Raw genomic sequence first — 19,764 nt, 5'->3', positions numbered from 1 at the left:
ATTTTCACGTTCTCCACAGGAGGGCAATGGACCGTCCCTTTTCTCTTCTTCCGTGAATTTTCCGTTCCTTTCACGCTGACATATCTGTCCCTTCTTCGTGGCATAAGAGTTGCTTTTCTCGTGCCGTATGTTTGCTGCTATACCTTCAGAAGCACCGGCTGCACAGGGACAGAAAGGACTTCAGAGCCCGCCGTTACAGGATAGTGAAGGAAGCGTCGGTAACAGCGTATCAGGTCTCGCCGGACGCGGAGAGGCAGATTCGGGTTTCGGTAATGTCCTTAAGTCCTTAGTAAAATTGCTGGAGGCGGGGAAGACGACCGGGGGAGAAGGACAGGGAGGTAATCCTTCAGTCGATGATGCCCCGCCACAGGGCCCAAAAACCCCGGGGACCGACAAGGACGGAGGAGGGGGGATGTCTCACGTGAATCCTGCTCTTCTGGCGATACTGAAGAGCATTATCGGTAATACTGCCGGGACCGAGACAGAGACCACTCCTTTGTCGGTGTCTGATGCCAAAGATGATGGGGCAATTATTGATAAGGCTTCCTCCGGTTTCATTCTTACCACGGGAAAGGGAGGTGAGTCGACTGAAAAGGCCGACGTCCAGATGCAAAAGGCAATGGCGTCAGCCGCAGGAGAAGCGCAATCCAACAAAGGAGTCTCGCCTCTCCAGTCAACGACAGAGAACAGCGACGATAAGGTTTTTCCGTTGTACCTGAAAAAGACCGTGGCGAATTCCGACGCCCCGGCGAAAGATGGAAAGAATGAAGCGATCGTGCACGATGATGTCGGGAATGGAAAGATTGAAACCGCACAGATTGCCAAGAGTGCTCATCTGCAACCTCAGGACAGGGAAGGAGGGAAAGAAGAGACCAGCGGGATTGAAATCTTGACTCCTCAGAATTCAAAGGGGACCGACACGATAGAGGGCGCCCCTTACGAAAAGGCCAACACCAGTGCCCTCCATGATCAGGGTGATTATGCTTCGGGAACCACTCCTTTTGCTCCCGCATCGCACAACGAGGCTGTGAGTCAGCCCGCGAGCCGCCCTGAGATTCCGGCGCCGGGAGCGGCAAAGTCAACGGCCTCTGATCTCGGCGATAACCGGGTCTATGTGATGAAGGACAGCAATACCCTTGCCGTCACCCTTGAACCTGAGGGCCTTGGAAAGCTCAACATCAATCTCAGCCTTGACAGGGGAATAGTAAATGCTCAGATCAATGTGTCCGACAGCGCCGTAAGAGGCCTCATCGAGAAGAACGTCGAGCAGATTATTCATTCTCTTCTGAACGAAGGCATCGCCGTCGGAGGTTTTTCGGTCTCCCTGAGAGACGGGCAGGAGGCGGGGAGCGGCGCATTAAAGGGCAGGGCATCACAGGAAAGTACTGACCGAAGGGTAGGGGATTCCCAAGAGGTATCGGCCGTGACGTATGGGACGGGTATGAATGCCGGCAAGGGACTTATTAACCTATATATCTGAAGAGGAAAGGAGGAACTATGGATGTTTCAGCAGTAAGCAACAGTCAGCCCGCAGCTCAGGTAAGCGGCGCTGCAAAGACACTCGGCAAGGACGATTTTTTGAAGCTCTTTGTGACGCAGCTGCAATATCAAGACCCCATGAGTCCTATGAACAGCACCGACTTCACAGCCCAGCTCGCACAGTTCGGCAGCCTCGAGCAGCTGACGAACCTCAGCAGCCAGATGAAGGATATGCTCACGTATCAGAATTCACTCCAGAATACCCTTACTGCAGGACTGATCGGAAAGAAGGTGAAGATTTCAGGGAATGGTGTGGCTCTCAAAGGTACGGCTCAGATCGCATATACTCTTCCCCAGGACGCGGCAAAAGTGAAGCTTTCACTCTACGATACCAATGGAAATCTCGTCAGGGAAATTGACGCCGGCCCCCAGAAATCAAGAGAGGGGAGCTATACGTGGGACGGGAAAGATTCCACAGGGAAAACGCTTCCCGACGGGCAATATACGGTGAAGGTGGATGCCGTCGATGCCAGCGGGAACGCGCTCAATGCCACGGCCACCTCAGATGGAACGGTCACCGGCATTTCCTATGATAATAACGTAACGTACCTTGTCATCGACGGGAAGACAAAGGTTCAACTTAGCGACATCAAAGAGATTAACGGAGGAACCTAATATGTTAACAACACTTTACACGGCAGTAAGCGGAATGAATGCGAATGGTACGTCGCTATCGGTTATCGGGGACAATATCGCGAATCAGAATACGGTGGGCTTTAAGGCGAGCACCGTGGCCTTTGGTGACGTGCTAAGCCAGACCCTCGCCGGCGTTTCAGGGTCGGCACAGGTGGGCCGCGGTGTGCTCGTAAGTAGTGTCAACCCGCAATTCACACAGGGTTCCTTTGAGACGACATCGAGTGCCCTGGACATGGCCATTGACGGGGACGGTTTCTTTATCGTGAACGAGAATGGGGCAAATTACTATACAAGGGCGGGCCAGTTCTCTCTTGACAAGGACGGGAATATCGTCAATCCCGACGGTCTCGTGCTCCAGGGTTTTCAGGCTGATGCCACCGGTAACATTACCGGCACGTTAGGTGATCTTAAGATGGCGACGACCCAGTCGGTTGCAAGCGCAACTTCTTCAGCAACAGTAGCGGTGAATCTCGATGCGACCGCTCAAGTGCCTGGCGCTGCATTCACCCTGGGCACACCCCCGACGACTCCTGCGAACTACAATTTCTCAAATACGATATCTGTCTTCGATTCTCAGGGCGGAGCGCATGATGTCACGCTCTATTACGTGAAGACGGCCGATAACGCCTGGACTGTGCATTATGTTCATGACGATCCTGCGAATCCCGGCCAGCTCGTCGAGGCAGGAACCCAGGACCTCACCTTCGGAAAAGACGGTTCGCTCACTGACGACAACAGCGGCACGGCCATAAACTTCGATTTTGGAGGCTCTGTCACATCTCCTCAAGCGATAACCTTCAATTATGGAACAGGGACGGGTGAAACCCCTGCAGGCACCGGGCTGGACAGTACGACCCAGTTCGCATCAAGTTCTGCGGTCATCAATCTCACTCAGGATGGCTATTCGGCGGGATCTTTAAAGAATGTGTCGATCTCGCAAGACGGGAGAATAACCGGGGTCTTTACGAATGGTCAGACAAGGACGATTGGCCAAGTTGCCCTCGCGAAGTTCGTTGCGCCCACCGCTTTGACGAAACTCGGAAAGAACCTTTATGCCCAAACCTATGATTCAGGGCAGCCGCTCGTAGGGGCAGCCGGCACTTCCGGGCTTGGGTCGATCGTATCGAACTCCCTTGAACTCAGTAATGTTGATCTCGCACAGGAGTTCGTCAATATGATCTCGGCCCAGAGGGGATTCGAGGCAAACTCGAGGATCATCACGACGACCGATGAACTTATGCAGGAGGTCGTAAACCTGAAGAGATAGGCCTTGAAGCAAATCAGGAGCACGGGCGCTCCTTCGGAGGGCCCGTGCTCCTGATGATTCTGTTAAGCACCCCCGCCATCCTCACGAACGAAAAGGCTGCGTTCAGCGTAAGCGCACAGGTCAATGACCGTGAATCCTGCCCCAGAGAATCGAAGACCCGCCTTTTTGTGCTACAGTACAGTATGTCAGAAAAAATCCTTGTGCGGGGAGTCAACTGGGTCGGCGATGCCGTTATGTCGATGCCTGCGCTGAAGGCGATCAAGAGGGCCTATCCAGACGCAGGACTGACTCTCCTCGTGAAACCTTCCGTTTCACCTCTCTTTGATTCAGACCGTGATATTGACGAGGTTCTCTTGTACGACGAGAGATTCGGGGGATTGATCGGAAAGATAAAGCTCGCCCGCCTGCTGAGGAAAAGGGGTTTTTCGAGGGCGATTCTTTTTCAGAACGCCTTTGATGCAGCGTTCATTACGTTCCTCGGAGGAGTTCCTGAGAGGATCGGATACGACAGGGACGGACGCGGCTTCCTCCTGACGAAACCGGTCCCCTTCAACCATGAAGACAGGAAAGGGCATCATATCGACTATTATCTCAACCTCCTGAGGGCGATGGGGATGAACGCTGAGCGCACTGAGCCGTGGATTCCTTTGACACTCGACGAAAGGCTCTCGGCAAGGGAAAGACTTGCCACACTGAGCAGACCGGTTCTCGGAATCAACCCGGGGGCCTCGTATGGCTCTGCAAAGAGGTGGTTCCCTGAGCGCTTTGCTGAAGTGGCGAACTGGTTTATCAGGGATACGGGCGGCAGCGTCGTGATCTTCGGGGGAAAGAAGGAGACCGACATTGCAGAGGAGATCGATAAGAGCATCATCGATCATAAACTCTTTCTCGCCGGCAAGACAACCCTCAGGGAGCTCATTTCCTTGATCTCGGAGTGCGATGTCCTTGTTACGAATGATTCGGGGCCGATGCATATTGCCTATGGAGTGGGGACTCCTCTCGTGACGATATTCGGCTCGACGGCACCAGAACTGACAGGGTATGCTGATCATCGGTCCGCTGTGCTCAGGAACGACTTCGATTGCAGCCCCTGCTTTGAACGGACCTGCAAGAGCGAGGATATGAAATGCATGTGGTCCATATCTTCTGATGATGTCTATATCGAGACCAGGAGATTACTCCCGCATAAGAAGGCGGTCTTCCTTGACCGGGACGGGACACTCTGCAGGGACGCCGGCTATCTGAATTCCTGGGATGACTTCAAGGTCTTTCCTGAGATAGCAAACCTCAGGCGTCTGAAGGAGAAAGGTTTTCTTCTGATCGGCCTGTCCAATCAGTCAGGTATTGCAAGAGGGATCGTGGAGAGGTCTTTTGTCGAAGAGGTGAACAGGCTCTTTGTCGAGACCTGCGGATTTGACGATTTCTCTTACTGCCCCCACCATCCTGATGACCATTGCCCGTGCAGAAAGCCTGAGCCGGGAATGGTTATTGCTGCCCGTGCAAGGCATAAGATCAATCTCAGAGAATCCTATGTTGTCGGAGACAAGGACGCAGACATGCTCCTTGCCAGGGCTGTCGGCTCCAGGGGTATACTCGTGAAGACCGGTCAACAGGATACATCAAGCTTTGCTGATTCCGTCGCTGCCAATCTAAAAGAGGCAGTGGACCTTATCGTGTCCCATGATTGCATTTAAGAAGATCCTCATCATAAAGCCGAGTTCCCTCGGTGATATCGTTCACAGTCTGCCCGTCCTCGCTGCAGTGAGACGGTCTTCTCCTGCCGCGGAGATACACTGGGTCGTGGCAAGAGGCTTTGAGGGCATCCTCGAAGGTCATCCCTTTATCAAGAAACTTTGGATACTCGATAAAGATGCGTGGAAGAAGATATCGAAGGTGAAGAGTTCCGTTCGGGAATTACGGAGCCTCTTTGACGGATTGAGGGCGGAGAGGTTTGATGCCGCCGTCGATCTTCAGGGACTTTTCAGGAGCGGTTTTATCGCGAGAGCTTCGAATGCCCCTGTGCGTCTCGGTTTTAGCGACGCGAGGGAGGGTAGCACGATTTTCTACACCGATGCCGTCGAAGGAGGATTGTACAGCGACATTCACGCCGTCGACCGGTATCTCAAGATAGCGGCGTACCTTGGATGTGACATTTCGAGGGTGAGATTTCCTTTCCCAAAGCCTCTTAAGTCACTGGAAGAAATCCTTCCGTCATCGGAGCAGGCTTCCCGCGATTACGTGGTGATGGCTCCAGGAGCGCGGGGCGCTACAAAACGGTGGCCTGCCAAGAGATTCGGGGAACTTGCATCCCAGTTACCGTTCAAGACGGTTGTCATCGGGGGCAAGAGCGACCTCCACCTTGCCGCCGAACTCGTGAGCGAATCAAGAGGGAAGGCTATCTCGATCACGGGAAAAACGGACATGAGGGACCTTGTCGTGGTCATCCGGTCCGCGCGCCTTATGGTCTGTAACGACACAGGCCCCATGCACATAGCGGCAGCCCTTGGTGTCCGTGTCTTCGCGCTCTTCGGATCCACCAATCCTCTGAGGACAGGCCCTTACGGCAGCAACCATACCATCATTCAGAGCGATCTCCCTTGCTCGCCATGCTACAGGATGAGTTGCAAAACCGTTGAATGTATGACTATGATACAGGTAGAAGAGGTCCTGAGAAGGATAGATGAATTTCTGAGGGGGAGGTAGACGTACCATGAAAAAGACGAGCATCCTGGCAGCAGCCGTTGTTGTGATTCTGGCATCTCTCACCTTTGCAGCAAACGGGATTCAGTGGCTGTCGTTGGAGGAGGGCAGGGAGATGGCGAAAAAGGAGAACAAGCCCATGATCGTGGACTTCTTTTTCGGCAAGGGATGTCCCCGGTGCGAGATGCTTCAGAAGGCTGTTTATGATGAACCCTCCATTGCGGAGAAGATCATGAAGGATTTTGTACCGATACGGGTCGACCTCACAAAGGCACTTACTCGGGAGGAGGAAAAGCTCGGCGAGCAATACGACTACAAAAAGGACTGCCTTCTCCTTTTCATGGACTCAAAGGGAAATATTGTCAAGGACCCCCGCGGCAAGAGGCTCTGCTTTGTCGAGAACATCGAACCTGAGATGTTTATTCAGTACCTCGATATGGTCAAGGCGAGTATGAAGGACAGGTAAGGGTCTCTCGCTGCAGTTTTTACCTGGATTCCGCTGTCTCATGGTTTCTCAAAGGCATCCTTTCTTTTGTCACGTTACGCACTGGCTCTTTTGAGGAAATGATGTTCGCCAATCTTCTGTTTTCTGGCCTCTTGTTGCCCTGCCTCGATCCGTGCTTCTATGGAACCCTTGGAGAAGTCTGAAGCGTTTCTCAGTGCATGACCGGCGGTAAAGGGAACGTATGTGAATGCATCAATCCTCCTGTGATCCATGAGCTCCTTGTATCCGGCATGGTTGCGAATCGCATTAACGGTGATGCTACTCCCGCTGGAGGAGAGGGCCTTGTCCACTTTCTTTCTGAGGTCATCGTCGGCCTCTATCGCCCTTAAAAGAACGTCAAGATGCCCGGCAAGATCCACGAAATCCGAATACTGCGAAAACAATTTCGCGTCGAGGTTGAGCTTGCTGGCAAAGATGATATTAAAAAAGCGGCTCATGACTTCCTCGATGTTCCCCGGCTTCTCGCCCTCCATGGGGACGAGCTCGACAATGATAAGTTCCCGCCTTACGTCAAGGGAACCCGCCTTACACCTTTCGAGACAATTGATTGCCTCTGAAAGGGGAGTATTCGAATGGAGGCCTCCGTCCCAGTAAAAGTTCTGTTTGATCTCGGTCATCGGGAATGCCGGCGGCAGGCTCCCGCTTGCTATGACGTGGTCGATGGAGAGGCCGTCTTCGTTGTCAAAGGTGACCCCGCCGTTCATGCTGAGTCTGTTCCCAAATATCGCGGCCTTGCCGGTCTCGACATTCACCGCCGTCACGACTACCTGGCAGTCCCTGTTCAATCTGTTCAGGTCCACCACGGTCTCGAGTGTTGCACGGAGTGGGGAGGTGTCATAGATACTGCTCGTGAAGAACGGGGCAAAGACGGGGCTGCAATAGTATTCAGGCCGCAAGCGGTACATGCTTTCGTTGCCCAGAGCGGAGAGATATTGCTGCACCTTCTGTGGTATGAGCGATTCGTATGTCGCTTCAAGAAAGGCAGGCAGGGGTGTGAGCAGCGAAAAGCCTTCACGCCAGACATGTTCGAGAGTCGCGGCCGGATTCTCGGAACCGGCAAGGATCGCGGCATTGATAGCCCCTATGGATATCCCTGTTATAACGTCAGGCTTAAAGTTTGGGCCCCTGGACTCATAGAGCTCCTTCATGACGCCGCATTCGTATGCGCCGAGGGCGCCGCCGCCCTGAAGGACGATCGCCGTGTACATTTCTTTCTTCATATCTCTCCTCCTCACGTCAATGTGTTGTGTCAATGTGTTGATCTCCATGGGGCATCGGGCCGCCATGAGATGATCAAAAGGGACTTCCTATTCAAGGTCAGAATACCAAACGGGTCTTCAAGATACAAGTTGTTGGGCGAATTCACGACTCATGTGTCTCATCGATTGAAGGGCCGAGACTGATGCTGCTTAAGTTTTTGCATGCGCCTTTCGATATGTAAAGAGAGGGAATAAAAATATGGAGCGCCGGGACGTGCTGACCTCCGGAGAAGAGAAGATCATCGAGAAGATCTTTGACGAGATTCTTTATAATAGAATGTGGCGCAAACGAAGAAGGGAAGAGAGATAAAGAGGAGCGACATGAAAAAGAAAGATGACAGGCTTGAAGGCGTACGAAAAAAACTCATGCTCATGCGGCAGGAGATTATCCGGGAAGCGAAGACGGAGATCGGTCAAATCCTGAAGGAGGGAGACAACTATAACGGCGGTCATGATGATGCAGACCTGGCAGACATGGCGTGGAGGGATGTGATGCAGGCTGCAAGATTAGGTCGTCACCGCACACAGCTCAAGGCGATAGAAAAAGCCCTCCTCAGGGCCGAGGACGGTACCTACGGGATCTGCGAGGATTGCGGGGAAGAAATTCCTGTTGGAAGATTGAATGCCATGCCCTTTGCTCTCCGCTGTATCGAGTGTCAGGCACGGTACGAAACAACGGCCTCTGAATTTGAAGATTCAGGAGTACTCTCATCCGGTCAGCCGAATGAGGAGGGTGAAGATTAGATGGGGTTGTTCGGCGAAACAAGGATTACAGGAAGTTCTTTCACCGTCATGTTCATAAACCCGATTTATTGATTGATAAGGCTTTTTTATTGTCTTTTTTGTCTCCTTTCTATTATCTTTTATGTCGATGAAGAGAATTGCTGTCATCGTCAGGGACCGACAGGCTGAGGCTTTACGAATGGGCATCGGGTTGACTATTCTGAACGATGATGTGAATATCTTTATCCTTGACAGAAGATTGGCAGATACGGAAGAGGTGAGATTCGGCCTCGAAATGATCAGAGAGATGGGCCTTAAGGTCTATACAAATTATGATGAGAATGGACAGGGTGAGGTTATACCTGTAGAGGAGATTGCGGAGAGACTGTTGCAGTACGACCACGTGCTGCCATACTAGCTGAGATTACCAGGAGTCCTCGACTCCTGCGATAGGCCACCGCTGAGAAGAATGAGGGCCCATGGAGTGGCCGCAAATACCATGAGGAGGTGTAGTGAATGGAAGAGGTAGCGACAGCGAGTATCATTACGGTACTGAGTGCGCTCCTGGTAGGCACTCTCTTCGGCTTTGTTCTCCAGCGCGGCAGATATTGAATGAACTCAGCATTCAGAGACGTGATCTTTGTTAATGACCTTACGTTGTTTCGTTCATGGCTTCTGGCTCTCCTGGTGGCCGTGATCGGTTCCAATCTCCTAGAGCAATTCGGGTTCATGGGTCAAGACGGTTTGACTCGTCAGGCCTTTGCCCCTCTTGCCGCTATTGTCGGCGGCTACATCTTCGGCGTCGGCATTGTTATGGCCGGCGGGTGCGGAAGTGGCGTGCTCTACAAACAGGGTGAAGGCCAGTTTGCCGCTGTCATAGCAACCTTTGGTTTCGGTGTATCTCTGATCGCAACCTTGCATGGCCCCCTGAAACCCCTTGCACAGATCATCAAGCAATTCAAGGTTTCGATCGGCCAGGGTGAGGATGCTATAACCAGCCCTGCCCTGTGGGACCTCGTCGGCGGCGGTATGACGGTGAAATGGGTCGTTATCGCCGTCGTCGCTGCTATCATCATCCCTGTTGTGCTGAAGGGAAAGCCTTTTGGCAAAGGGCCGAAGAAGGGCTGGTCATGGTCTGTCGGCGGGTTGCTCGTCGGAGTATTGGTTGTTGTGGCATGGTGGGCATCATACCAGTGGGGCGGCCGGGCAAGGGGCTTGTCCTTCTCAGGCCCTCTTGCTGAGTTCCTCATGTTTGTCCTCGTCGGCAACAGCGGTGCAAAAAATGACGTGGTATTCAATCTCTTCGGTGTCGGTGTGGCTTCGTGGAGCGCCCTTTACGTGATAGGTGTTCCGATAGGGGCGTACCTCAGCTCAAAAGGACTTGGCGAGTTCAAGTGGACCGCGCCAAAGCAGGTCGATGAATTGATCAGGGTCTTTCTCGGCGGCCTTGTGATGGGCTTCGGCGCTGCCATAGCCGGCGGCTGAACTGTCGGACACTCGCTGACAGGTATGTCGGCCTTGGCCCTGCAAAGCATTGTTGCGACGATCTTTATCATCCTCGGCAACTGGACGATGACCTATTTCCTGTTCATAAAGCCGATGCAGGATTAGCGGTTGAGCTCTCCTGAAAAAGGGAAGGCTTGCTGAAATGGGAATATTTGTGTGGTGATAGGCCTCTTGCAATAGGGGATATCGGCTGGCATGATACTTGTAGATGCTTTGGGGAGAATTCAGAGACTGAAAGGAGGTGAGAGGAGATGATGACAAAAAAGATTATCGCTTTACTCGTGGCCGTGATATTCACCCTTGGGGTTGTCGGCCTCGCTTTTGCTGCAGAACCGGTGATGGGCAAGATCACGAAGATAGACGGCAACAAGCTCACCATCAAGACAAAAGACAAGGAAGTTACCGTTGACGTGAAGTCCGCGAAGGACCTGAAGGTCGGCGACGAAGTCACTGTCAAGGATGGCGTGGCGACAAAGGCAGCACCAAAGAAAAAGGCAGTAGAAGGCTGCTAATGATGAGTAAAGAGGGACGGTGCCCCATTGGAGTCACTGTTCCTCTTTTTTTTTGTTTCTTATGTATAATAGTTCATGGCGTACGTAATTGCCTTCGCAGGAAAGGGTGGGACGGGCAAGACAAGCACCGCAGCCCTTACCGTCAAATATCTCCTGAAGAACCGGAGAGGTCCGGTTCTGGCCGTTGATGCCGACAGCAACTCATGCCTCAACGAGGCCCTCGGCATCAAGGTGCACGCTACAATCGGAAAACTCCGTGAGGAGTCTCTTGCAGCCATCCGGGGCGGAGGGGAGCGGCCCGGCGGCATGAGTATGGAGCAGCTTTTCGATTACCAGGTCCAACAATCAGTCATAGAGGCAAAGGGATTCGATCTCATGGTCATGGGAAGACCGGAAGGTCCCGGCTGCTACTGTGCTGCCAACAATACGATCAGAAAGTATACCGATAAACTCTCCGAGACCTATCCCTACGTGGTCATCGATAATGAAGCCGGCATGGAGCATCTCAGCAGGAGGACAACGCACAAGGTCGATCTCCTGATCATTGTGAGCGACCCAACGGTGAAGGGGATACAGACTGCCAAGCGTATCTATGACCTCGTAGACGAACTCCGGCTCGAGATTGACAAGAGGGTCCTTTTCATAAACAGGGTGACCGGACATGAAGGGGAAGAACTGAGTAGAATGGCCGAGAACCTTGGAATCCATGTTGCCGGCCTAGTGCCGCAGGATAAACTCGTCTTCACTTATGATCTTGAGGGCAGGCCTGTGATGAACCTGCCCGAAGATGCGAAATCAGTAAGAGCCGTATTCAGCATATTCAATTCATTACAGATCCCGTAGCAAGCCACATCTTCGAGTATCGCTTATCCTGTCTTTGCCGTTTCCTCCGGGCAAATTTCCATCACATAGGGAGGGAGGTAAATCATCTCCTCAGGACCGAAAAGCTCCCACCAAAGAGAAAGGACCTGATAATTATGAGTTCATAAAATAATCTTATAAGACTTATTAGATGAGCTATGGAAATCTTCTTAAATCTTTGTTATCCTTATCATTGGCCGGTAGTGGACGTTTCCTCGTGCTCCGCTCATCCATCTGCTGAGCAAGGAGAGCATCAGTGATGCTTCCTTCACATTGAGGTTGGGAAGGTTTTCGACTCTTTCGATCATTGGGAGCAGCTGTTGGGACGAAGAGCTCTTGGGAGCATAATCTGTTTATTTGGTGCCTTGACTCTGAAGTGATCCGTGTCGGAAAAATCTTTACTTTTGTGGAAGAATTGATTAAGATTGTTAATCCTCGGATTAATAAAGCTTATATTCTTGAAAGGAGGAGAGGAATGTTTATTATCGGAGAGAAATTGAGCATCATAGCCAAGAGGGTCAGAGAGGCTATGATGAAGAAGGACAAGGGGCCTATCCAGGAAATCGCGACGACCCAGTGGAAGCAGGGGGCTGGAATGATCGACGCCAACATAGGACCTGCTGAGGACGGAGGAGAAGACCTGATGCAATGGATGGTCACGACTATTCAGGAGGTTGTCTCCCTTCCCGTCTGTCTCGATACGACGAATTTCAAGGCGATTGAGGCTGGATTAAAGGTACATAATAACCAGTGGGGCCGGCCATTGATCAATTCCACCTCGAACGACCCTGAACGATTCCCTATCCTTGAGCTGGGGGCAAAGTATCATGCCCAGGTCATCGGACTTACCGTTGGAAAGGGTGGCCTTCCCGCTGATGCCGAAGAGAGGGCAGGGATAGCGGCAGAAATCATGGCTAGGGCGATGGAGTGCGGCGTTCCTCTCGAAGACCTCTACCTTGATCCCCTCGTCCTGCAGATAGCGACCTCCCAGGACCATGCCCTCCACGTTATAAAGTCCATAAAGATGTTCCAGGAATTGAACGATCCGCCCATGAAGACCGTGGTGGGCTTAAGCAATATATCGAACGGCTGTCCCAAAACACTGAGGCCGATATTGAACAAGTACTTTTTCCTGCTGCTCATGGAAGCCGGCCTGACAGCGGCGATTGCTGACGCCCATGAAATGGCCGAGGTCATCAAGACCGTTGATGTGATCACGGGCAGGACCCTGTACGCCCATTCCTATCTGGAAATGTAAATGCATGGAGACGAGGGTTGGGGTTAAGCCATCGTGTTTAATGAATCTTAATCTTGACCTTAATCGTATCCTTAATTCTTAGGAGGTAGAACATGGCTTTTGCTGCTCCGACAGAGACGTATCCGGGCAAGGTTTTTGAGGTTACCATAGGAACCGATAACCCCGCCAAGTTCGGCGGAGAGAACGTACTGACCTTCCATTCTTTTGAAGGGAATGTCCCGAACAGACCTCTCATAGCCTTTGAGATCCAAGACATTCCTCCTGATGACTGGCCTGAGACTGTGAAGAATGTCTATGCAAGCGTTTCGGGCGACCCCGTCACGTGGGCCGGATACTGCCAGAACGAACTGAAGGCAAAGGCAATAGCCCTCAGGCTTATCGGTACACATCCGGACAGGGAAAACCGTTCTCCCGAGGACGCTGCCAAAACAGTAAAGGACGTCCTTGCCGCTATCAAAGTCCCTCTCATCATCCTCGGCAGCAACAGTTCCGAGAAGGATTCCTCTGTGCTCGTTGCGGCTGCAGAGGCAGCCAAGGACAAGAATTGCATTATCGGGAAGGCACAGGAAGCCAACTACAAGACGATCGCCGCTGCGGCAATGGCGAACAATCACAAGCTCATCGCGATGTCAGAGCTCGACATCAACCTCTCAAAGCAGCTCAACATTCTCATAACCCAGATGGGCTTCGAGAAAGAGCGGCTCATAACCGACCCGATGTGCTCTGCCCTAGGATACGGCGTTGAATATACGTATTCCGTCATGGAGAGGATACGGCTTGCAGCGCTTACGCAGAATGACGCGACGATGCAGCCTCCCATGCTTGGTGATGTCGGGATGTACGTGTGGAAGGTCAAGGAAACCCAGGCTCCCGAGGCCGACCTTCCCCTCTGGGGTTCTCTTGAGGAGAGGGGCATTGCCTGGGAGACGACTACGGCAGGAGCGCTGCTTGTTGCAGGAGCTGAGCTTCTGATCATGAGGCATCCGGCAGCGGTAAAATCAGTCGAAAAATTCATTGACGAGTTAATGTAAGGGAGGAAGGATATGGCTCTCACCGGTGTAGAGATATTTAAATTACTTCCAAAGACGAATTGCAAAAAATGCGGACATCCAACATGTCTTGCCTTTGCTATGAAGCTCGCCCAGAGGCAGGCGTCTCTTGATGCGTGCCCTGACGTTTCAGAAGAGGCGAAGAAGTTGTTGGGTGAGGCTTCTGCTCCCCCTGTCAGGCCGATAACCCTCGGTACGGGAGACAAGGCTGTCAAGATGGGTGAAGAGACGGTCCTCTTCAGACACGAGAAGAAGTTCGTTAACCCTGCGGTCTTTGCTGTTGAGGTAAAGGATTCGATGCCTGAAGATGAGATCAACAGGACTGTCGATGGTGTTCTATCATCCGAGATCGACAGGGTCGGCCAGAAACTGAGGATCGACGCAATATGCATAACGAACTCGTCGAACGACGCTTCAAAATTTGAGGGTGTTGTGAAAGCTGTCGCCTCAAAGGCCCCTGCGGTCCCCTTAATCATATCCACAGGCAATCCCGCGTCAGCCGAGGCTGCCCTTAAGGTCGTCGGGGACAAGAAGACTCTTCTTTACGGTGCTGACGGATCAAACGCCGAGGCCATGGCAGTCCTTGCGAAGACTTACAAGACTTCCCTCGGTGTGAGGGCGGATGGACTCGATGCGCTCTCGACACTGACCGAAAAGATAAAAGGTCTCGGCGTCGATGATATCGTCATTGATTCCGGAGCGCGGAGTGCAAAGGAAATTATCAGAGACAATACTCTCATTCGCCGCGCCGCGATCAAGAAAAACTTCAAGGCCCTTGGATACCCGGTGATAACCTTTGCCGAGAGGGACGACAGTATGGCTGAGCTCCTTATCGCAGCTCTCGGCGTCGCAAAATATTCCTCGATCATCGTGATGAGTAGTGTCGACAGATGGAAAAACCTTGCCCTCTTTACTCTGAGGCAGAATGTCTATACCGACCCACAGGTGCCGATGCAGGTCGAACAGAAGATCTACAAGATCGGAGAACCTACCCCTGATTCACCATTGATGATAACCACGAATTTCTCTCTCACCTACTTTATCGTCTCCGGTGAAGTTGAAAACAGCAAGGTGCCGAGCAGGCTGGCGGTCATGGACTGCGAGGGGTTGTCCGTTCTTACGGCATGGGCGGCAGGAAAATTTACTGCCTCAAAGATAGCGCAATTCATCCAGGAAAGCGGCGTAGAAAACGAGATAAAGCACAGGGAACTTATCCTTCCGGGATATGTGGCGATCCTGAGCGGCTCTGTTGAGGAGAAGCTCTCCGGCTGGAAGGTGACTGTCGGACCGAGGGAGGCGAATGCATTGCCTGCATTCCTAAAGTTACGGGGATAGCAGGAATATCTCCCCGACAAGGGTGACGGTCGAAATTGAAATTGTGTAACATACTTGTTATAGTATAAAATAAAAAAACAGGAGGTCAGCATGTCCAAGTTAATTGCAACTGCGGCTATACGAGGTGCCAACAGGCTCGTGGCGCAGGCCGAAGAGATGCTCGAAAAAGTTATAGCAGAGAAAGGGAAGGACTTCACCTTTGAGTTTGCTGACACCGCCTTCCAGCTCCCGATGATTTTGGCGATGACGGGCTTTGCGGTGAAGACCCTCGGAGACATGAAGGTGGCCCTTGGCTTTGCCAAGGAACTTCAGCACGAGGAACCTATAGAACATGTCTGGAAGCCCTATCTGGGCGAAGCCCTTGATTCGGGGATGGCAACCCTCTTTGCAGAAGAGATCATACTCGCTATCAGATATATCTACGGCCTCGAACCGTGCAAAGACACGGAGACAGGCTACGTTTACAACGGGTTCATATCAGACACGATTCAGAGAAATCTCGGCATACAGCTTGTCGACGGCACCATGCCCGGTTTTGCAGCGATTATCGGCGCAGCTCCCACTGATGACATTGCGGTGAATATCGTCAGGGAGCTCCAGGAAAAGAACATCCTGACCTTCCTTTCCGGAAACGTCAACGGAAACAGCGTTACAAAACAGCTCCTGAGAAAAGGTGTTGAGCTCGGCTGGGATACAAGGATTGTACCTCTCGGTCCCGACACCGAGCACACGCTCTACGCCCTTGACTGGGCGATTAGGGCATCTCTAATCTTCGGAGGCAAGAAGCCCGGTGACTTTAAGGCGCACCTTATGTACCAGAAAGACAGGGTCTTTGCCTTTGCGATCGTCCTCGGTCCCCTTAATGACATTATATGGACGACCGGCGCAGGCGCCATAAACATGGGATTCCCCGCAATAGCCGATACCGACATCCCCGTTATTCATCCTACGGGAGTATGCACGTACGAAGAAGTGGACAAGGAACTCGACCATACGAAGATTGTCCAGAAGGCGATTGAGATGCGCGGACTGAAGATCACGGTCGAGAAGCCGCCGATCCCTGTCGCCTACGGCCCTGCCTTCGAAGGCGAGAGGATCAGGAAGGAAGACACCTTCATCGAGTTCGGCGGTCAGAGGACACCGGCCTTTGAATGGGTCAGGATGAGGGAGATGGATGAGATAGAAGACAATAAGGTCATTGTTGCCGGAGACAACTGGCAGGAGCGGTTTGAAAAGGGCGGCCAACTCCCCCTCGGCATCCTCATCGAGGTCGCCGGAAGAAAGATGCAGAAGGACTTTGAATCCGTTATAGAGAGAAAGATCCATCACAACATCAATGAGGCCCAGGGCGTCTGGCACATGGGCCAGCGCGACATCAACTGGATAAGAATCAGCAACGCCGCAAAGAACGAGGGATTTACCCTTGAACACCTCGGTATCCTCAATGCTACGATGACCCATCACCGTTTCAAATCCATTGTCGATAAGGTCCAGGTCACACTCTTCATTGACGAGAAGGATGTGAAGGAGAAACTCGAAGAGGCGAGGCATGCCTACCGGGAGCGTGACACGAGGCTCGGGAGCCTTACTGACGAAGCGGTCGACACCTTCTACTCATGCCTTCTCTGCCAGTCTTTTGCGCCGAGCCACGTCTGCGTCATAACACCGGAAAGACTCGGGCTCTGCGGCGCTTACAACTGGCTTGACGGCAAGGCAGCCTATGAGATAGACCCCACCGGCGGCAATCAGCCCATCGCAAAGGGTGAATGCATCGATCCAAAATATGGCCGTTACACCGGAGCAGACGAATATCTCAAAAAGGCGACGGGCAATGCCGTTGAAACACTGAACCTCTACACGATTATGGAAAATCCGATGACCTCCTGCGGATGTTTCGAGTGCATCGTTGCGATCATCCCCGAGGCAAACGGCGTCATGATCGTCCATAGGGGCCATACCGGAATGACACCGATCGGAATGAAGTTCTCGACCCTTGCCGGCACCGTTGGCGGAGGGGCGCAGACCCCAGGTTTTATGGGCATCGGGGTGAACTTCATATCGAGCAAGAAGTTCCTTTTTGGCGACGGAGGCGTCAGCAGGATCGTCTGGATGCCGAAGGCGCTGAAAGAGAGGATCGCCGAGGATTTCAAAAAGACTGCTGAGGCTGCCGGCGTTCCGGACCTCCTCGACAAAATCGCTGATGAGTCGATCTGTGAGGATTCTGAAAAACTGGTCGAACACCTGACACAGGTAGGACATCCTGCATTGGGGATGGCTTCGATCATATAGAACAAAGGAGAGGAAGGGTCGAGACAATCGATTTCGGCCTTGGAAAAGGATAAAACAACGTTACCATTGGAGGCAACTATGAGTGAAGAGGCAAAAAAAGAAGGAAGAACGAAGAGCGGGAATCCCTTCTCTGAGAAGATCCACGAATGGGGAGTCGAACAGAAAATAGAGACGGTCTTTGAGCGTGCCCAGAAGATGAAACCCTGCCCGATCGGCCATGTGGGTGCTTGCTGCAAGCATTGCCACATGGGACCCTGCAGGCTCGTCGGCAAGAACGCGGAGGAAGAGATTACCGGTGTATGCGGCGCGTCCCTTGCGACGGTGACGGCGAGGAATTTCCTCCGCATGATCGCGGCAGGGACCGCGGCCCATTCTGACCATGCCCGCGGCATGGCTGAAGCGCTCCTTGCTGTGGCGAACGGCGAGACAAAGGACTTTAAGATCACCGATGTGAGAAAGCTTTACAAGGTCGCCGGTATTCTCGATATCGAGTTTGAGGGAAGGCCGGTGAACGATGTTGCCCGCGATGTGGCGACGACGCTTCTCAATGACTTCGGACGCCAGCACGGCGGCGAACTGAACTACGTGAAAAGGGCCCCGAAGAAGACCCAGGAGCGGTGGCGGAAATGGGGGATCGTTCCCCGCAGCATTGACCGGGAGGTTGTCGAGACTATGCACCGCACTGCCATCGGTGTTGATCACGACCCGGACCATCTATTGCTCCAAGGTTTGAGGACAGCCCTTGCTGACGGCTGGGGCGGCTGCATGATTTCAACAGATATCACAGACATCCTCTTCGGAACGCCGAGCCCGCAGCAGGCCAAGATGAGTCTCGGCATCTTCAAGGAAGATGAGGTGAACTTTATCGTCCATGGTCATGAGCCTCTCCTTGCTGAACTGATCGTTGAGTTGGCCTCTGATCCTGAGATGATCGCCTATGCCAAGTCAAAGGGCGCCAAGGGAATCAACCTGGGAGGGATGTGCTGTACGGCAAACGAAATCCTCGTGCGTCACGGGATAGCTTCGGCTGGCGGATTTACGAACCAGGAACTCGGTATCATGTCGGGGCTGGTAGACGCCATTTCCGTGGATGTGCAGTGCATCATGCCTGCCATCGTAGAACTCTCGAAGAAGTTCCATACAAAGGTCATTACGACAAACCCCAAGGCAAAGATGGTGGGGGCGGTCCATGTCCAATTCGACGAGCACCGGGGCAAGGACATTGCCAGGGAGGTGCTCAAGATGGCGATTGACAATTTCCCGAACAGAAAGGCGAAGGGAAGCCATATTACGGAGGTGTTCCCTGCCATTGCCGGCTTCTCCCATGAGTACATCGAATACATGCAGGGAGGAAAATGGAGGGGTTCCTTCAGGCCTCTCAATGACGCCATCATGGCGGGAAGGGTTCGTGGCGTTGTGGGACTCGCAGGATGCGACAACCCGAGGGTTCCCTCAACGGGACTCCATCAGTTCCTTGCTACGGAATTGATCAAGAACGACATCCTGATCGTTTCGACGGGCTGCGGCTCTGCAGCCTGTGGTACCGTGGGCTATCTCACTCCCGAGACGGCCCTTGAGCAGGCAGGACCGGGTTTACGGGAAGTCTGCGAGGCCATCGGTATTCCGCCGATCCTCCATCTTGGTTCCTGTGTCGATAATTCGAGAATCCTCACGATAGCCAGCGCCATGGCTGCCGAGGGCGGATTGTCCGATGAAATCGGCGGCATGCCTGCGGTCGGCATCGCCCCTGAGTGGATGTCGGAGAAGGCGATCGCCATTGGATGCTACTTCGCGGCATCAGGCGTGCCGGTTATTTTCGGTGGTGAATCGCCTGTCTCTGCGAGCAAGGAAGTGACGCGGCTCATGACCGAGGGCTGGTTCGAGAGATTCAAGGGTTCTCTCCACTTTGAGCCGGACCCCCAGAAGATGCTCGACCTTGCAATCGATTACATCGATAAGGCCCGTGAGGCCCTGAAGCTGAAGAAGTACGAGCGCGGCAAGTTCGCCACAGAGAAGATCCTTATGGATATGGCAGCACGCCGTGAGATCGAGAAGGCTGCGAAACCGCACGTGGGGATTTACTAAGAGAGAGCAGGACCCATTCTCAGGAATGAAAAGGGAGAAGGGCTGTATGGCAACGCCATAAAGCCCTTTTTTCTTTGAATGCTCCTTATCTACCCGCCTGTTGCAAAGCCCTCCGAGCCCCCGGCCGGCATCTCGAAGCTTTCGGGAGCCTTGCTTTCATACGGAGTGAAGCACAGGATCCTCGATGCCAATATCGAGGGGCTTCTCCATCTCCTTCAGCATCCCCACGCGGTGAAGGCT

18 protein-coding genes are annotated in these 19,764 nt (G+C 52.8%); 16 read left to right on the top strand and 2 right to left on the bottom strand.

What is annotated here, in order from left to right:
• The first annotated feature begins 127 nt into the window (after nucleotides 1-127).
• From VFG09_09795 to VFG09_09770, 6 genes are read left to right on the top strand one after another with little or no spacing between them, the layout of a single operon-like run.
• Entirely contained in the window at nucleotides 128-1,480 is a 1,353-nt protein-coding gene (locus VFG09_09795; GenBank protein HET6515438.1) for a flagellar hook-length control protein FliK, read from the top strand.
• Between the two features lie 17 nt (nucleotides 1,481-1,497).
• On the top strand, nucleotides 1,498-2,154 hold the full coding sequence (locus tag VFG09_09790) for a flagellar hook assembly protein FlgD (protein ID HET6515437.1): 657 nt from the start codon (nucleotides 1,498-1,500) through the stop codon (nucleotides 2,152-2,154).
• 1 nt (nucleotide 2,155) lies between these two features.
• On the top strand, nucleotides 2,156-3,442 hold the full coding sequence (gene flgE, locus VFG09_09785) for a flagellar hook protein FlgE (GenBank protein ID HET6515436.1): 1,287 nt from the start codon (nucleotides 2,156-2,158) through the stop codon (nucleotides 3,440-3,442).
• A 53-nt stretch (nucleotides 3,443-3,495) separates the two neighbouring features.
• Nucleotides 3,496-5,136 carry a lipopolysaccharide heptosyltransferase II gene (gene waaF / locus VFG09_09780; GenBank protein ID HET6515435.1) on the top strand — a complete coding sequence of 547 codons (1,641 nt, stop codon included), beginning with the start codon at nucleotides 3,496-3,498 and terminating at the stop codon, nucleotides 5,134-5,136.
• Complete coding sequence (locus VFG09_09775) at nucleotides 5,123-6,145, top strand: glycosyltransferase family 9 protein (protein HET6515434.1); 1,023 nt, start codon at nucleotides 5,123-5,125, stop codon at nucleotides 6,143-6,145. Before waaF ends, VFG09_09775 begins: the two co-directional genes overlap by 14 nt.
• A gap of 7 nt (nucleotides 6,146-6,152) precedes the next feature.
• Complete coding sequence (locus VFG09_09770; GenBank protein HET6515433.1) at nucleotides 6,153-6,608, top strand: thioredoxin family protein; 456 nt, start codon at nucleotides 6,153-6,155, stop codon at nucleotides 6,606-6,608.
• Between the two features lie 74 nt (nucleotides 6,609-6,682).
• Here VFG09_09770 and VFG09_09765 read toward each other — a convergent pair whose 3' ends face one another.
• Complete coding sequence (locus tag VFG09_09765; protein HET6515432.1) at nucleotides 6,683-7,867, bottom strand: patatin-like phospholipase family protein; 1,185 nt, start codon at nucleotides 7,865-7,867, stop codon at nucleotides 6,683-6,685.
• A 360-nt stretch (nucleotides 7,868-8,227) separates the two neighbouring features.
• Between VFG09_09765 and VFG09_09760 the strand changes: the two genes are divergently transcribed.
• The 5 genes from VFG09_09760 (at nucleotide 8,228) to VFG09_09740 (ending at nucleotide 11,490) form a co-directional block, all read left to right on the top strand.
• Nucleotides 8,228-8,650, top strand: coding sequence for a TraR/DksA family transcriptional regulator (locus VFG09_09760; protein HET6515431.1), 423 nt, complete (start codon nucleotides 8,228-8,230; stop codon nucleotides 8,648-8,650).
• Between the two features lie 121 nt (nucleotides 8,651-8,771).
• Nucleotides 8,772-9,047: a hypothetical protein gene (locus VFG09_09755; protein HET6515430.1), complete on the top strand. Its 276-nt coding sequence runs from the start codon at nucleotides 8,772-8,774 to the stop codon at nucleotides 9,045-9,047.
• Between the two features lie 194 nt (nucleotides 9,048-9,241).
• On the top strand, nucleotides 9,242-10,114 hold the full coding sequence (locus VFG09_09750) for a YeeE/YedE family protein (GenBank protein ID HET6515429.1): 873 nt from the start codon (nucleotides 9,242-9,244) through the stop codon (nucleotides 10,112-10,114).
• Between the two features lie 272 nt (nucleotides 10,115-10,386).
• On the top strand, nucleotides 10,387-10,647 hold the full coding sequence (locus VFG09_09745; GenBank protein HET6515428.1) for a hypothetical protein: 261 nt from the start codon (nucleotides 10,387-10,389) through the stop codon (nucleotides 10,645-10,647).
• 75 nt (nucleotides 10,648-10,722) lie between these two features.
• Entirely contained in the window at nucleotides 10,723-11,490 is a 768-nt protein-coding gene (locus VFG09_09740) for an AAA family ATPase (GenBank protein HET6515427.1), read from the top strand.
• Nucleotides 11,491-11,678: 188 nt separating this feature from the next.
• On the opposite strand, the gene VFG09_09735 is transcribed toward VFG09_09740, so the two are convergent.
• Nucleotides 11,679-11,816: a hypothetical protein gene (locus VFG09_09735; protein ID HET6515426.1), complete on the bottom strand. Its 138-nt coding sequence runs from the start codon at nucleotides 11,814-11,816 to the stop codon at nucleotides 11,679-11,681.
• A 167-nt stretch (nucleotides 11,817-11,983) separates the two neighbouring features.
• Here VFG09_09735 and VFG09_09730 point away from each other — a divergent pair, with 167 nt between their 5' ends.
• The 5 genes from VFG09_09730 (at nucleotide 11,984) to cooS (ending at nucleotide 19,524) form a co-directional block, all read left to right on the top strand.
• The gene (locus VFG09_09730; protein HET6515425.1) at nucleotides 11,984-12,766 is read left to right on the top strand and encodes a dihydropteroate synthase; all 783 of its coding nucleotides are present in this window, start codon (nucleotides 11,984-11,986) and stop codon (nucleotides 12,764-12,766) included.
• A 92-nt stretch (nucleotides 12,767-12,858) separates the two neighbouring features.
• A complete protein-coding gene (locus VFG09_09725; GenBank protein ID HET6515424.1) occupies nucleotides 12,859-13,797 on the top strand; it encodes an acetyl-CoA decarbonylase/synthase complex subunit delta in 939 nt (312 codons plus the stop codon).
• A gap of 12 nt (nucleotides 13,798-13,809) precedes the next feature.
• Nucleotides 13,810-15,150, top strand: coding sequence for an acetyl-CoA decarbonylase/synthase complex subunit gamma (gene acsC, locus VFG09_09720; protein ID HET6515423.1), 1,341 nt, complete (start codon nucleotides 13,810-13,812; stop codon nucleotides 15,148-15,150).
• 90 nt (nucleotides 15,151-15,240) lie between these two features.
• Nucleotides 15,241-17,439 carry an acetyl-CoA decarbonylase/synthase complex subunit alpha/beta gene (acsB, locus tag VFG09_09715; GenBank protein HET6515422.1) on the top strand — a complete coding sequence of 733 codons (2,199 nt, stop codon included), beginning with the start codon at nucleotides 15,241-15,243 and terminating at the stop codon, nucleotides 17,437-17,439.
• Nucleotides 17,440-17,517: 78 nt separating this feature from the next.
• On the top strand, nucleotides 17,518-19,524 hold the full coding sequence (gene cooS, locus VFG09_09710) for an anaerobic carbon-monoxide dehydrogenase catalytic subunit (protein HET6515421.1): 2,007 nt from the start codon (nucleotides 17,518-17,520) through the stop codon (nucleotides 19,522-19,524).
• The last annotated feature ends 240 nt before the right edge of the window (nucleotides 19,525-19,764 follow it).

The organism is Thermodesulfovibrionales bacterium (genome assembly GCA_035686305.1).
Lineage (GTDB): Bacteria > Nitrospirota > Thermodesulfovibrionia > Thermodesulfovibrionales > UBA9159 > DASRZP01.
Note: the sequence above shows the minus strand (reverse complement) of the source record. Positions and strands in the feature narration are given on the sequence as shown.

Bases quoted from the DNA above. Each gene is read 5' to 3' on its own strand.
- VFG09_09740 (HET6515427.1), top strand. From the start codon at position 10,723: ATGGCGTACGTAATTGCCTTCGCAGGAAAGGGTGGGACGGGCAAGACA.
- flgE (HET6515436.1), top strand. From the start codon at position 2,156: ATGTTAACAACACTTTACACGGCAGTAAGCGGAATGAATGCGAATGGT.
- VFG09_09770 (HET6515433.1), top strand. From the start codon at position 6,153: ATGAAAAAGACGAGCATCCTGGCAGCAGCCGTTGTTGTGATTCTGGCA.
- VFG09_09795 (HET6515438.1), top strand. From the start codon at position 128: ATGTTTGCTGCTATACCTTCAGAAGCACCGGCTGCACAGGGACAGAAA.
- waaF (HET6515435.1), top strand. From the start codon at position 3,496: ATGATTCTGTTAAGCACCCCCGCCATCCTCACGAACGAAAAGGCTGCG.
- VFG09_09725 (HET6515424.1), top strand. From the start codon at position 12,859: ATGGCTTTTGCTGCTCCGACAGAGACGTATCCGGGCAAGGTTTTTGAG.
- VFG09_09755 (HET6515430.1), top strand. From the start codon at position 8,772: ATGTCGATGAAGAGAATTGCTGTCATCGTCAGGGACCGACAGGCTGAG.
- VFG09_09765 (HET6515432.1), bottom strand. From the start codon at position 7,867: ATGAAGAAAGAAATGTACACGGCGATCGTCCTTCAGGGCGGCGGCGCC.
- VFG09_09760 (HET6515431.1), top strand. From the start codon at position 8,228: ATGAAAAAGAAAGATGACAGGCTTGAAGGCGTACGAAAAAAACTCATG.
- VFG09_09730 (HET6515425.1), top strand. From the start codon at position 11,984: ATGTTTATTATCGGAGAGAAATTGAGCATCATAGCCAAGAGGGTCAGA.
- acsC (HET6515423.1), top strand. From the start codon at position 13,810: ATGGCTCTCACCGGTGTAGAGATATTTAAATTACTTCCAAAGACGAAT.
- VFG09_09735 (HET6515426.1), bottom strand. From the start codon at position 11,816: ATGATCGAAAGAGTCGAAAACCTTCCCAACCTCAATGTGAAGGAAGCA.
- VFG09_09790 (HET6515437.1), top strand. From the start codon at position 1,498: ATGGATGTTTCAGCAGTAAGCAACAGTCAGCCCGCAGCTCAGGTAAGC.
- VFG09_09745 (HET6515428.1), top strand. From the start codon at position 10,387: ATGATGACAAAAAAGATTATCGCTTTACTCGTGGCCGTGATATTCACC.
- VFG09_09775 (HET6515434.1), top strand. From the start codon at position 5,123: ATGATTGCATTTAAGAAGATCCTCATCATAAAGCCGAGTTCCCTCGGT.
- acsB (HET6515422.1), top strand. From the start codon at position 15,241: ATGTCCAAGTTAATTGCAACTGCGGCTATACGAGGTGCCAACAGGCTC.
- cooS (HET6515421.1), top strand. From the start codon at position 17,518: ATGAGTGAAGAGGCAAAAAAAGAAGGAAGAACGAAGAGCGGGAATCCC.
- VFG09_09750 (HET6515429.1), top strand. From the start codon at position 9,242: ATGAACTCAGCATTCAGAGACGTGATCTTTGTTAATGACCTTACGTTG.